This is a genomic window from Pseudomonas halotolerans (assembly GCF_039581215.1).
Lineage (GTDB): Bacteria > Pseudomonadota > Gammaproteobacteria > Pseudomonadales > Pseudomonadaceae > Aquipseudomonas > Aquipseudomonas tehranensis.
The window spans coordinates 272,672-285,853 of sequence record NZ_JBCNTJ010000005.1 but is presented as its reverse complement, the minus strand read 5'-3'; the positions used below and the strand labels follow the sequence as shown (position 1 = coordinate 285,853).

Here is a 13,182-nt window from a genome sequence, read left to right as displayed (position 1 = left end):
CTCCTCGCGTTGGAACGGGGTCATTTCTGAGTGTAGTCGTGCGCCTGAAGCAGAGTCTTTACGATTCACACGCCAACGACGGCTGCGAGACCTTTGAATGCCGATGGGGGAAATACGTCGCCGCGCCTACACCCACCGCGCCCATCACCACGCAATACCCCACGCACACCCACGGGCTCCACGGCACCAGCGCAATCAGCACCAACGGCGTCATGCTGGCCCAGAGCGCGTAGGCGATGTTGTAGGTGAACGAGATGCCGGACACGCGAATTTTCGCCGGAAACAGACTGACCATCACCGATGGCACCGCGCCGACCACGCCGCAACACAGGCCGGCCACGGCGTAGGCCAGGCCCAGCCAGGCGCCGCCGTTGATCAGGCTGGCGTAGAGCACGGTGATGCCCACCGGCAGCAGCAGGCTGTAGAGCATGACGGTACGCCAGGCGCCGATGCGGTCAACGATGAGGCCGGCCAGGACGCAGCCGATGTTCAGGAAGACGATGCCCAGGCTGCTCAGGGCAAAGGTGTGGCTGGGGGTCATGCCGAAGCTTTTTTGCATGACGGTCGGGGTGATGACCACGAACACGACCACGGCGGACGTCAGCACGCAGGTGAGGATGGCGGCGGGCAACAAGGCATGGCGATGGTCCCGCAGCACGGTGCGCAGCGGCAGTTCCGTCGCGCCTTCGCGCTTGGCTTGCAGAGCCATGAAGATCGGCGTTTCGCTCAGCCAGCGGCGCAGCCAGACACCGATTACACCGAAGACCCCACCCAGCAGGAACGGCAAGCGCCAGGCGTAATCGAGAATTTCTGCTGCCGTGAAGATTTGCGCCAGCGCCGTGGCGGTCAGGGCGCCCAGCAAGTAGCCGAAGGTCAGTCCGGCCTGAAGAAAGCCCAGGGCGTAGCCGCGATGGTGCAACGGTGCATGTTCGGCCACGAACACCCAGGCACTGGGAACCTCACCGCCCACCGCCGCCCCCTGCAGAATGCGCAACGCCAATAGCAACAACGGCGCGAAGTAGCCGATTTGCGCGTAGGTCGGCATTACCCCGATCAGGAGACAGGGCAAGGCCATCATCAGGATGCTCAGGCTGAACACCCGCTTGCGCCCCAGCCGATCGGCAAAGTGCGCCATGAGGATGCCGCCCAGCGGCCGAGCCAGATAGCCGGTGGCGAAAATCCCGAAGCTTTGCAGCAAGCGCAGCCACTCGGGCATTTCCGGAGGAAAGAACAGCTGGCTGAGGATCAGTGCGAAGAAGACGAAAATGATGAAATCATAGATCTCCAGCGCGCCACCCAGGGCGGCCAGGCCCAAGGTCTTGTAGTCGGATCGGCTGAATCGGGCGTCTGGCAGATGAGTGGTGGCAGTCATGGGCAGATCTGGATAGGAAAAGTTGTTGAGAAGGACGGTTCAGGCGTCTTGGCCGTCGTCCATGGGCTGTGCCGGCGGTTGGCCTGGTTCGGCTTCTTCGGCCTCTTCAGCAGGCAGGAAATCCTTGCGGCTCTGGGCGATGGCCCGGCGTATTTCGTCGCCCTTGGTGGGGCAGTTCTTGAGGCGGGCGATGCCGTCGGGTTTCTGCGTCATCGCCATCCTCCGGTTTGAATGAACAGGGGCTCGATAGTGCTCGCTTTTGGCGCGTGATGCCAATGTTGTGGTTGGGGGTTGCTGCGCAACCCAGCGGGAGCAGGCGCCCCCACCACGGAGATTTGTGTTGTCTGGGTCAGCGGTGATAACGGCGCACTACGCTACTGTTGCGCAGCACGTGGCCGTTGATTCTTTCCATCAGTTGAGGCCGTGTGAGCCCGGCTGGCAGGGCATGCGGCGGCAGGTCGAGCGCATATATCTGAATCAGGTAATGGTGAGCGCTGTCGCCGATGGGCGGGCAAGGGCCAATGTAGCCGAGGGTGTTTTTGCTGTTGGTGCCGCTTATGCCTTCCAATGCGGATTTGGCGCCGACACCCGCTGGAATCTGCCGAGTGCTGGCCTTGATGCCGTAATGAACCCAGTGGTCGACACCCTGGCCTTTCTGGCCGTCCGGGTCGTGCATGACAATGGCGTAGCTGAGGGTGCCAGGCGGGCCCGCCGTCCAGCTCAAGGCCGGGGAAATGTTCTTGCCGCCGCATTTGTTGGCGTCACTGGCGGCGGCCGCGGTGAACAGCCGATTATCCGACACACCTGGAATACTGAGGGTGAAACGTTCCTGAGCCTGGGCGGCCCCTTGTGCGCACAGCACGAGGGCGATGGCCGCCAGCCAGGGAGAAAAGAGAGTCGATCGAGTCATACCGGGCACCTTATGCGGATCAGGCCATGGACGGCTTGCGAACTATAGCCGCAGCGCCTGCCGGGTTTCAGTGACAATTACGATGAACTTCGAAGCCGCCACATTTGATCTGCGTTGACCGTGATTCGCGACATCACCCGTCCCCCTGTGGGAGCGAGCGCGGCGTTTTGAAGGAAATCACCGAGGAACTGCAAAACAACAAGATCAACAATCACAGCCTGCGACAGCGCTTACACCGAGTGATCGACCGGCAGGTGAATCACCCGTGGCCGCTCCAACGGTGCCAGGGGCGGCGGCTGCAACTCCTTGCTGAGCAAGTGAAAATGCGGCACCACATGGCTGATATCACCGTCCTGGTTGTTGTGAATAATCTTGGAGCCCGGCTGACGCAACGTGTCGAGGCGCTCATCCGTCAACTTGAAACTGTCGCTCAGACCTTGATCGTCCACCACTGGCGCCGGCAGCCGCCGCTGCGCGAAGCTGCGGCTTTTACGCTGCTGATAGCGCGCCCAGGTAATCAGGATCACTGCGTTGACCACGGCGATCCAGCCGTATATCTGCAGTGTCCCGAGGGTGTCCAGTAACGAACCTCCGAGGCGCGGGCCGGCCTGGCTGTCAAACAGGGGCCAGAGCCCGTTGACCAGCAGATACAACAGCCCGAGCCAAGCCAGGACAGTAAAGAGCGCATCGATGACCACCAGAAAAGGTCGTTGTCGGGTCCTGATAATTTTCATCGGATCACTTCCTCTTCTTCATCATCGAACGGTTTGATGCCGCGATCCGGGCTGATCCAGCGCGCACGTTTCTGATGCTGCCCGAACAGCACTTTCGGAAAACTCACCAGGGTGGTGAACAGGCTGATCAGCCAGAACACCAACGGGTACCACACCACCCAGAACATGATGTGCCACAAGCCTTTTTCGTAACGGCGATCGATCAGGATGCTCACCGCGAACTGCATCAGGCACACCACCGCCAACAGCAACCCGGTGAAGGCCGGTGGCATGAGGTGATCGACCGCGATGGCCGCTGGCATTTCGACGAATTTACCGGCACCCCAGAAGATCACCGACAGCAGGAACGTGAACGCCCAACCGGTAGACAGGCAATATTCGAACAGCAGCGGCCACAGGTAGCGGTGACGGTATTGCCAGATGCCGCGGATGTTCTTGAACAGCACTTCGGCCCCGCCCTGGGCCCAGCGCAGGCGCTGCCGCCATAGGCCGCGCAGGGTTTCGGGCATGAGGATCCAGCACAGGGCACGGGGTTCGTAGAAGATGCTCCAGTGATCCAGTTGTAGTTTCCAGCTGATGTCGATGTCTTCGGTGATCATGTCCGGGCTCCAGTAGCCGACCCGGTGCAGGGCCGTGCGACGGAAGGCGACGATCACGCCAGAGACGGTGAAGATCCGCCCGAAGACGCGCTGGGTACGCTTGATCAAGCCAATGATCGAGGAGAACTCGCCGACCTGCACCCGACCGATCAAGGTAGAACGGGTACGGATGCGCGGGTTGCCGGTCACCGCGCCGAGGCGGGCATTGTCCAGCATCGGTGCCACCAGGTAGGCGCAAGTGTTGGGCGCCAACAGCGCGTCACCGTCGATGCACACGAGGTATTCACTGCGCGCCGCGATGGCGCCCATGCGCAGGGCCACGGCCTTGCCCTGGTTTTCTGCCAGATGCAGCACGCGCAGGCGCGGATCATCAGCCGCCAGTTGGTCGAGCATTTGGGCGGTGTTGTCTTTCGAGCCATCGTTGATGGCGATGACCTCGATGTTCGGGTAGTGCTGGCCCAGCGCGGCGTGAATGGTATCGGCGACGTTGTCGCCCTCGTTGAAGCACGGAATCAGGATGCTGATCAGGGGTTCCCCGGCCAGCGCGGGCGGCAGGGTGTCGTCCTTCCATGGCCAGTGACGCTCCCAGTGCAGCCAGAAATACAGGCCGCCGGCGATCCACAGCCCGGACATGAACAGCGGGTAAAAGAACACGAAGTCCATCAGGAATTGCCCGGTGACCAGGAAGATCAGACCCAGGGGCACCCCAAGGACGATCGCCAGCACCAGCAGGGCGAGCAGTCTGTCGAGCATGTCAAGGATTCCACTTGTTGGAGAGCGCCGGCCGCACGGTTTTCACAGCGGGCTGGTCTTCGATGAAATTGTCCGGGTAGTAGCCGAAACTGGTCACGCCTGAGCGCTTGAGGCGCCCCATCCATTCGGCCAATTGTTCGCCGTCGATGTCGCTGACCGGTTTGCTGTGCCAGTCACGGGCCTGTAATTCGAACACCGTGCGTTTAAGCGCACCGGGGCGGGCCTTGACGGTCTCCACCAAACGCTCAAGCCAGGGGCCGGATTGCTCGCGGGTCTGCTTTTCCATCAACGGCATGGCCATCGGGGCCGTCCAGTCATAGGCGCCGAGGAAGTCGTCCAGGTTCTGGGCGAACCAGGCTTCGCTGTCGGGGTTGAGCATCGGTTCGGCAAAAATATTGCGCGCTGTCAGCACCTGCGGACCGCGAATCGCCCGGACCTTGGCGGTGAGCTCGTGGGTGAAGTCGATCAGGTAGCGGCTCTTGAAACGGGTCCAGCGCTGCATCATCGCCGGGTCGTCCCGCAGGGTGGCGACGGACGTCGGCAAGCCGTTGGCGGCATAGACTTTCAGGGCAGCGGGGCCGGCATCCTCGAAGTCGGAGAACACCGCGTCGTCATGGTAGAGAACGCCGTCCACCGAACTCATCCGTGCCAGGTCTTCGTAGATTTCGCCGATGACCTGTCGCACGCTCGGATCGAAGGGCGACAGACGTACGTACTGATCCGGGTCCACACCCGTACGGCCGGTTTCCGGGTCCCAACGTTGGACGCGGGGCAGCTTCGGATCCAGGCCGAAACTGAGCACGGGCATCCAGGCGAAGACCTTGGCGTTGGCCCGGGTTTTCAGTTGCCACGCGACCCGATCGAACAGATCGGCCCGTACCGGCAGGTGGCGATTGGGGAAGTACAGCGAATGCACCAGGCCATCACCTTTCGGATCGGCAAAGGCTTGCAGGAAAACGGTGTTGGCGCCCAGGTCGTAGATGCGCTGGATCAGCTTGCCGACATTGGCTTCCTGCTGCACAGGGTCCGGGTCGTAGACATAATCCAGGTCGACATGAACCACCCGCAACGGGTCCATCGTCTGCACGCCGACGATGCTCTCGGCGAAGTGGGCACCATCCGGATCGGAGGCCACCAAGAAGCGTGGGCCGTTCATCAGGTTACCGAGGCTGTCGAGGCCGTCCTGCAGGGTCAGGGCCATTTGATAGCCTTCGCTGCCGATCACCTGCAAGGCGGTGCCATCGGCGGCCCCGTAGGGCCAGACCCACACGCGCGGACTGTAGCCGGTGACCTTGCGGATTTTCTCGGAAATGGCCACCACGTCCTTGCGCTGGCGAGCCTGGAAATCAGCTTCGCTTTCATAGCGACCGGTGGCGGGATCGTAGCGCCGGGTCGTCGCCGCCGGTTGCAGGTTGCCTTGCGGGTTGGCCAGTACCCCTTTGTGATTGGCGTCGGTGTGGGCGGCAATCTCCACCAGACCCGATTTCGAAACCTCGCGGATCTGTTCCCAGGTCAAAAACTCGGCGCGCTTGCGCGGCACCCCGGCGAAGTCCACCGACTGGTTCAGCGGCGTGTCGATCCAGCTGCCAACCGGGGCCAGTAATGCCGGCCAGTTGTAAGCGCGGAGAATGGGCATGACGCGGGTGTAGAAGCTTGAATAACCGTCGTCAAAACTCAACAGCACCGCCCGCGGCGGCAGTTCCGGGCCACCGTTGCGAGCGGTGATGATCTGGTCCACGGTGACCGGCTGGTAGTTGTTTTCCCGCAACCAAGCCAATTGTTCGATCAGACGTTCGGTCCGCACGGCCACGAGCGCCTGGTCGGGGTCGCGGTCTTCCACGTCGTGATAGGCGATACCGAGCACGTGGTTTTTCGGCCACGGGGCGTCATTGGCCGGCAGCGGGCGCTGTGAGGGCGGTGTGAACGCCGGGGCTTGCTGGGCACAAGCGCTGATCAGCAAGACCCCCAGCAGAAGGATGAATCGCGAAATGACAGGCATCTTCAAACTCTTCTAGAAGCGGTAGGTGAGGTCGACAAGCAGGCGCAGATCGCTTTCGCGGTCGCCGTCATAGGGGCGGTTGAGCCAACTCAGCGCGGCACCGGCCTCCAGCACGTCGTTCCAGATAAAACGCTGGCCATAGCTGAGCAAACCCATGGCACCGGTGCTGTGGTCGCGCTGACTGTAGGTACCGGCGCCGGCTTGGAACTGCTGGCTCCACGTCGTTTCGTAGCGGCGGTACAACACATGATTGGCGCTGACGGTCGGCATGACGCTCAGATCTGATTTGGGGTTGAAGTAAGGGACTTCGTCAGAACCACTGTTGCGACTGGCCCCCACTTCCAGGCCCAACTCCACCTGCAGCCGTGGAGCGCTGTAAATGCCTTCACGACCGGTGAGCAGGGTTTCGAGACGGTTGTTGCCGTCGCTGAAATGTGACGGGCTGACCACCAGTTGCCACTCTCGACTTTCGTGGGCTCGCCAGCGAACGAAACCACTGCCGCCGTTGGCTCGAATGCCGCTGTTGAGCGCCCGCAGCGGGGTCGCGGCCGAGAGGTAATCCAGGCTGCCACCGTACTGCCAGTGATCGTTGATGTCCCGGGCCACGGCCACGCGTGCCCCCTGCTTGTCACCGGAGCCGTACGAGTGGTTGGAGACTTCCGCTTCCAGGGTCATGTCACGGGTGCGGCGCTCCACACCCAGACGCTGCCAGCGATGGTGGCCAGTACCTTCTTCGAAATCACCGGTGGCGTAACCGACGCCACCAAATAGCCGCCAGTCTTCATTGATGGGAGGGCTGTAGAGCAGCGTTTCAATGCCGAAGTCGCGACTGCCGGTGACGGCACCGGCATCGCCGTTGCCGCCGCCATAACTCTTGCCGGTGTAGGCTTCGATACGCAGTTCAGCCATGTCGTGCACTTCGCGCTGGCGTTGCAGGCGTTTGACATGGGCGTTCTCCGGGTAACGAGCGACCACGTCGTCGGTCAGCGCATCCATCTGCCGCCACTCCTGCAAATCCATGGCGGCGCGGGCCTGGGCGACTTCCAGCTCACGGTTGCGCGGGGTCGTGGTTTCGACTTCCTTGAGCAGGCTTTCAGAACGTCGCGGCCATTGCCGGGCCTGGTACAGATCAGCCTGGGCCAGTCGCAACCCGATGTTGCCGGGCCCGTGATTGACCAGGGTCGCCAGGCGCGTCTCGGCGGTGGGCAGGTCGGCACCATAAGTGCCGGCCTGAGCGGCGAGTTGTTGAGCGTCCATCCACTCATCGTTGGGATTGCCGATGGGCAGCCCCTTGAGTTCGACGCGGGGCTGCTGGGATTTGGCCAGGTCTTCGGCCAGTGCACGGGCCTCTTCGGACTTTTCACTTTCCAGCAGTGCGTAGTAGAGCGCGGTGCTGTCTTCAAAACGGTTCGCAGGATCGGCATCAGGTGCCGTCAGTACCCGGCGGTACAGATCAACGGCAATCTCCGGTTCACGTTGCTCCAGATAGGAGGACGCCACCCAGCGCAAGGCATAAGTGGGGATGGCGACACCTTCGGCGAGCAGCTTCTGGTATTCGCCGATCACTTCAGCTCGTCGAGCCCGGGCGTTGAGAGCGCCCATGCGGTCGATACGCCAGCGCAGTACATCGTCATGAGCCTCGGCCACCGGGGTCCAGGTGGCGAGCAGCTTGTCGTAATCGGCCAAGGCGCGATCTGCGATGACAAAGCGATCCTTTTCGCTGCGGCTCGCCATGTCCGCCAGGCGCACCCGCTCAGCCGCAACATCGCCCTCCAATCGCCGCTGCACGCCCTGATCGATCAACCCCGGTTGTAGACGCGCCAGACGCAGGGCCGGTTCCGGCAGGCGGGCACGTTGCAGCGCAATGATGTATTCGCGGGCGACCTCGAGATTGTTGCCGGCGCGGGTAAAAGCCTGGTCGTATTCGAACAGCGCCTCGTGTGGACGGTTGGCACGGGTCAGGGCATAACCCAAGGCCAGCCGGCGCGTCGGGTCTTCAGGTTTGGCTGCGACCAGGGTCCTGGCCCGACTGACTGCTTCGTCGGGTTTACCGGCGTCGGCCTGGGTCAAGGCCAGGCCCAGTTGCAGATCGGGATTCTGTGGTTCGACGATCAAAGCCTGGCGATAGAGCGCAGTTGCCGAGTCCCAACGCTTGAGGTTGCGATAGGCACGGGCCGTTGCAGTCAGCGCCGGCACTGGCAGGTCGCGATAGCGGCCTCGGGTTTCATAGACGTTCACCACCTCGGCGTCAAAGCCGGCCCAACTGGCGATCTGCAGATGGTCACTGATTTGCGCGGTGCTGGCGTGATCGGCCGGGACCTGGCGCAACGCGGTCAGCGCAGGTGTGTAATGACCGGCGCGAGCGTCATGCACCATCTGGTCATAGGCGGTATCGGCAAACCCCAGCAGCGGCCAGCACAATTGGCTGCACAGCGCGAGGCGAAACAACGGGCGCAAACCACATTGAATAAAGGGACCCACAGTACGCGGCATTCGTCAGCATCCTTACATGGCCAGCCGGGTCGCAGTGCCCCCTTGCCCATCAAACAGGAAGCCGGATCAAAAGGAATCCAGCCAAGCTCTAATGGGCCTAGTCTTGCACTCGGGAGCGGGTCGTCCTCCAAAACGCCATAATTCTTCAGAATCGATACAGATTCTCGCGGCCAAAAAAAAGGGCAGCCGACTCAATCGGCTTGCCCCTTTCTTCTACCGTTTGTTCCCGCTAACCGGGGAACTCGCAGCGATTACGGATTGACGCTGTCCTTCAACATTTTGCCCGGCTTGAACGCCACAGTATTGCTGGCCTTGATCTTCACAGGCTCACCGGTCTGTGGGTTTTTGCCAGTACGGGCGCCGCGGTGGCGCTGCAGGAAGGTGCCAAAGCCGACCAGTGTGACGCTGTCCTTGCGGTGCAGGGCGCCGGTGATTTCTTCGAGAACGGCGTTAAGGACACGGTTGGCTTGCTCTTTAGTGAGGTCGGCCTTTTCCGCGATGGCGGCGGCGAGTTCTGGTTTACGCATGAATGAAGCCCCTTTTGACGGTTTTTTTGTTGTTATGTCTGGGCTGTACTCATGGGAACAGCCCCTAAGGCGCCGCAGGCTCTACTCTGCGGCAGACGGGAATGAGGATGGCACGGGGCCGCAGACGACGCCAGTGTCAGGGCGGCCTTTGTCGCGCCGAAAGCAGGGTATTTACGACAGAAGGACAGGCATTCACGCCAGCAGCGCTGGAAGCTCTTTGTTCAGTGCCAGTTTCTCCATCACCGCCGCGCCTGTCAGGGCATAACCCAGCAGATTGCCGTGAGCGTCGCGGCACAGGGCCTTGATGTCGCTGCCCTGCCCTTCGACGCTCCACACACCTTCGCGACCTCTGGGCGGTGGCGAAACCACCAGTGGGCACACTGGGGTTTTCACGGTAATCGGCATGGCACCGTAGCGCACGGCGGTCGGATTGCCGGCCAGGGTTTGGGCCAGGGCGCGGGCGCAGCTCATCAGCGGCATGACGTACAGCAGGTTCAGGCCATCGACCTCGGCGCAGTCGCCCAAGGCGTAGATGTTGGCGTGAGAGGTTTTCAGGTGGCGGTCGACCACCACGCCGCGATTGACCACCAGGCCGGCAGCGGCGGCCAGGTCGATGCGAGGGCGCAGGCCGATGGCCGAGACCACCAGGTCGCAAGCGATCACCTGGCCGTCGGACAGATGCGCCTCCAGCCCGTCGGCCCCCCGTTGCAGGCGATTGAGCACCGGCCCCAGGTGAAAACGCGCGCCGAGGCTTTCCAGCCCCGCCTGCACCGCAGCGGCGGCCGCCGGGTGCAGCAAGGTCGGCATGACTTGCTCGCACGGCGCCACCAACTCGACTTCGTAACCGCCCAGGATCAGGTCGTTGGCGAATTCGCAACCAATCAGCCCGGCGCCGAGCAAGAGCACCCGGCGCTTGCCGGCGGCCGCTGCGCGAAAGCGTGCGTAGTCTTCCAGGTCATTGATGGGGAAGATCAGATCCGAGGCATCACCTTGCACCGGTACGCGCACGGTTTCAGCGCCCCAGGCCAGGATCAGGTCGCGGTAGTTCACCGTTTCCTCCCCTATCCACAAGCGTTTATGGCCCGGATCGATACCGCTGATGCGGGTGTGGGTGCGCACTTGGGCGTTCAGTTGCTCGGCCATGGCGCCCGGCTCGGCCATGCTCAGGCCGTCGGCGTCTTTGTTTTTACCAAAGCCTGTGGAGAGCATCGGCTTGGAGTAGGAGCGGCCGTCATCGGCGCTGATCAGCAGCAGCGGAGTTTCGCTGTCGAGTTTGCGAAACTCCCGCGCCAGGTTGTATCCGGCAAGGCCGGTACCGACGATGACGACAGGTGCGCTCATGTTGCTCTCCATGTAGCTCTCCATGCAGGGAATGATCAGATAGCGATCATTTCGAAATCCGCTTTACCCACGCCGCAGTCCGGGCAGAGCCAGTCTTCAGGTACATCTTGCCAGGCAGTACCGGGCGCGATGCCATCATCTGGCCAACCAAGGGCTTCATCGTAGATCAGGCCGCAGACAATACATTGCCACTTCTTCATTCAGGTACTTCCTCAGGTGTCAGGCGTTTGCCGGTATGGTTGGGTCGATGTAACGCTGCCCTTTCCGGCTCAGGGCGTTTTGTACTGATCGGTCGCGATAGATGCAAGCATGATCGGCGCTAAGACCGCCTCGCTGAATCAAATTCGCCAACTGACATGGTAAGCTCGCGACCTCATTTGCTGCCATTCAAGACCTCTGTGCCGCATACAAATTCGAAATTTCCTACACTCCAATGGTTGCCCCAGCCCCTGCTGTCGCCTCGCCCTGACGCCTGTGTGCTCGACTGGCTGTTCGACGAAGGGTCCCTGACCCGGCGCCTGACGCGGCTGTCGGATGAGCGTTTCAGCGTGACGCCGCTGTTCGAAGGTTGGCAGCCCTTGCGTGCCGACGAATGTGCCGCGCTGGATCTGGCCGAGGGCAGCGAAGGCTGGGTACGCGAGGTGTACCTGCGCGGCCATGGCGAGCCTTGGGTGTTTGCCCGCAGTGTCGCGGCGCGCAGCGCGTTGCAGGGCGACGGTTTGCAGATGGACGCACTGGGCAGTCGTTCCCTGGGCGAGTTGCTGTTCTGCGACCAAGCGTTCCAACGCCGGGCCATCGAGGTTTGCCATTATCCCGAGCAATGGTTGCCGGCTGAGGTACGCGCCCGTGAACTGTGGGGCCGCCGTTCGCGTTTCGATCGCGGAGCGCTGAGTGTGCTGGTGGCGGAAATTTTTCTGCCGCGCCTCTGGACCGTCGCCCGCGCCTATTCGGAGAACTGCTGATGTACGTGCAACTGCTCAAATCCTTGAACCGCCTGAACCCGCGGGCCTGGGACTTCGTGCAACTGACGCGCCTGGACAAGCCCATCGGCATTTATCTGCTGCTGTGGCCGACGTTGTGGGCCTTGTGGATTGCCGGCGAAGGTTCGCCGTCCCTGGCCAACATCGTGATTTTCGTGCTTGGCGTGATACTGACCCGCGCCGGTGGTTGTGTGATCAACGACTGGGCCGACCGCAAGGTGGACGGCCACGTCAAACGCACCGAACAGCGCCCGCTGGTGAGCGGCAAGATCAGTTCGAAAGAGGCACTGGTGTTCTTCGCGGTGCTGATGAGCGTGAGCTTCCTGCTGGTGCTGTGCACCAATGCACCGACCATTTTGCTGTCCCTCGGCGGGCTGGCGCTGGCGTTCAGTTATCCGTTCATGAAGCGCTACACCTACTATCCGCAAGTGGTGCTGGGGGCCGCGTTCTCCTGGGGCATGCCGATGGCGTTCACCGCCGAAACCGGTCATTTGCCGGCGGCGGCCTGGCTGCTGTACATCGCCAACCTGCTGTGGACGGTGGGCTACGACACGTATTACGCGATGACCGACCGGGACGATGACCTGAGGATCGGCGTCAAGTCCACGGCCATTCTGTTTGGCGATGCCGACCGGGTGATCATCCTGACGCTGCAGGGCCTGGCCCTGGGATGCCTGCTGCTGGCCGGATCAAAATTCCAGCTGGGCGGCTGGTTCCATCTGGGGCTGGTGGCCGCTGCCGGGTGTTTTGCCTGGGAATTCTGGTACACCCGCAGCAAAGACCGGATGCGCTGCTTCAAGGCGTTTTTGCACAACCATTGGGCCGGGTTGGCGATTTTCGTGGGAATTGTGCTGGATTATGCGTTGCGCTGAGGGGGTTTAGCCGAAACGTCGCACCGCCCCGCTGGGTTGCGCAGCAACCCATGCCAGCCCACGAGTGTCTACCTGAACCACCCAAAAGACGACAGATCAGGGCCGCTTCGCGGCCCGACGGGGATAAATCCCCTCGCCACAATAATCTGTCGCTGCCTTGGCGAAAACCATCACTTGGGCTTGGCGACCTTCCAGGCCCCTTCCATCAGGCCGTCACCGGTCATTTCACCAGCTTTGGTGTCCCTCACAAAGGTGTACAACGGCTTGCCGTCATAGGCCCACTGCGACGAACCGTCGTCACGGGTGATCACGGTCCAGTGACCCGAGGGCATGGCGGCGCTTTCAGCCATGAGCGGAGGCCAGTTCTCGGCACATTTGGCATTGCACGCCGACTTGCCGTCTTTGTCTTTCTCAAAGGTGTACAACGTCATGCCCTTGTGGTCGGTCAGCGTGCCATCTTTGACCATCGCCGGCTCGTCAGCCGCAGACGCCAACGCCGGCAGCGCCAAGGCAACCGCCAGGCCCAGGGCCTTGATGGAACGGGTAAGGTAAGTCATGGAAACCCTCTTTTGCAGTTGTCAGGAATCGGACTCAGAAGCTTA

Annotated in this window: 13 protein-coding genes; 2 read left to right on the top strand and 11 right to left on the bottom strand. The window is 62.0% G+C overall.

The window, feature by feature from the left end:
• Positions 1 to 58: 58 nt before the first annotated feature.
• The 10 genes from AAIS01_RS10000 to AAIS01_RS09955 all read right to left on the bottom strand — a co-directional run bounded on the left by AAIS01_RS10000 (position 59) and on the right by AAIS01_RS09955 (position 10,928).
• A complete protein-coding gene (locus AAIS01_RS10000) occupies positions 59 to 1,372 on the bottom strand; it encodes an MFS transporter (RefSeq protein WP_343468827.1) in 1,314 nt (437 codons plus the stop codon).
• Positions 1,373 to 1,411: 39 nt separating this feature from the next.
• Positions 1,412 to 1,585, bottom strand: coding sequence for a hypothetical protein (locus AAIS01_RS09995; RefSeq protein WP_214918490.1), 174 nt, complete (start codon positions 1,583 to 1,585; stop codon positions 1,412 to 1,414).
• A 136-nt stretch (positions 1,586 to 1,721) separates the two neighbouring features.
• Positions 1,722 to 2,282, bottom strand: coding sequence for a YbhB/YbcL family Raf kinase inhibitor-like protein (locus tag AAIS01_RS09990; protein ID WP_343468826.1), 561 nt, complete (start codon positions 2,280 to 2,282; stop codon positions 1,722 to 1,724).
• Positions 2,283 to 2,512: 230 nt separating this feature from the next.
• Entirely contained in the window at positions 2,513 to 3,016 is a 504-nt protein-coding gene (gene pgaD / locus AAIS01_RS09985; RefSeq protein ID WP_343468825.1) for a poly-beta-1,6-N-acetyl-D-glucosamine biosynthesis protein PgaD, read from the bottom strand.
• A complete protein-coding gene (pgaC, locus tag AAIS01_RS09980) occupies positions 3,013 to 4,368 on the bottom strand; it encodes a poly-beta-1,6-N-acetyl-D-glucosamine synthase (RefSeq protein ID WP_343468824.1) in 1,356 nt (451 codons plus the stop codon). The genes pgaD and pgaC overlap by 4 nt, the downstream gene beginning before the upstream one ends.
• Before the next feature lies 1 nt (position 4,369).
• Entirely contained in the window at positions 4,370 to 6,367 is a 1,998-nt protein-coding gene (pgaB, locus tag AAIS01_RS09975) for a poly-beta-1,6-N-acetyl-D-glucosamine N-deacetylase PgaB (RefSeq protein WP_343468823.1), read from the bottom strand.
• A 12-nt stretch (positions 6,368 to 6,379) separates the two neighbouring features.
• On the bottom strand, positions 6,380 to 8,860 hold the full coding sequence (pgaA, locus tag AAIS01_RS09970) for a poly-beta-1,6 N-acetyl-D-glucosamine export porin PgaA (protein ID WP_343468822.1): 2,481 nt from the start codon (positions 8,858 to 8,860) through the stop codon (positions 6,380 to 6,382).
• A gap of 251 nt (positions 8,861 to 9,111) precedes the next feature.
• On the bottom strand, positions 9,112 to 9,387 hold the full coding sequence (locus AAIS01_RS09965) for an HU family DNA-binding protein (protein ID WP_024777879.1): 276 nt from the start codon (positions 9,385 to 9,387) through the stop codon (positions 9,112 to 9,114).
• 192 nt (positions 9,388 to 9,579) lie between these two features.
• Positions 9,580 to 10,728 (bottom strand): NAD(P)/FAD-dependent oxidoreductase, encoded by a 1,149-nt coding sequence (locus AAIS01_RS09960; protein WP_343468821.1) that lies wholly within the window; start codon positions 10,726 to 10,728, stop codon positions 9,580 to 9,582.
• A gap of 35 nt (positions 10,729 to 10,763) precedes the next feature.
• A complete protein-coding gene (locus AAIS01_RS09955) occupies positions 10,764 to 10,928 on the bottom strand; it encodes a rubredoxin (protein WP_186655532.1) in 165 nt (54 codons plus the stop codon).
• Between the two features lie 198 nt (positions 10,929 to 11,126).
• Between AAIS01_RS09955 and AAIS01_RS09950 the strand changes: the two genes are divergently transcribed.
• Both AAIS01_RS09950 and ubiA read left to right on the top strand, forming a co-directional pair.
• Positions 11,127 to 11,690, top strand: coding sequence for a chorismate--pyruvate lyase family protein (locus AAIS01_RS09950; RefSeq protein WP_343468820.1), 564 nt, complete (start codon positions 11,127 to 11,129; stop codon positions 11,688 to 11,690).
• Positions 11,690 to 12,580 carry a 4-hydroxybenzoate octaprenyltransferase gene (ubiA, locus tag AAIS01_RS09945; protein ID WP_092457695.1) on the top strand — a complete coding sequence of 297 codons (891 nt, stop codon included), beginning with the start codon at positions 11,690 to 11,692 and terminating at the stop codon, positions 12,578 to 12,580. Before AAIS01_RS09950 ends, ubiA begins: the two co-directional genes overlap by 1 nt.
• Before the next feature lie 170 nt (positions 12,581 to 12,750).
• Here the strand turns inward: ubiA and AAIS01_RS09940 are convergent, their stop codons facing one another.
• Positions 12,751 to 13,137: a COG4315 family predicted lipoprotein gene (locus AAIS01_RS09940; RefSeq protein ID WP_343468819.1), complete on the bottom strand. Its 387-nt coding sequence runs from the start codon at positions 13,135 to 13,137 to the stop codon at positions 12,751 to 12,753.
• Between the last annotated feature and the right edge of the window lie 45 nt (positions 13,138 to 13,182).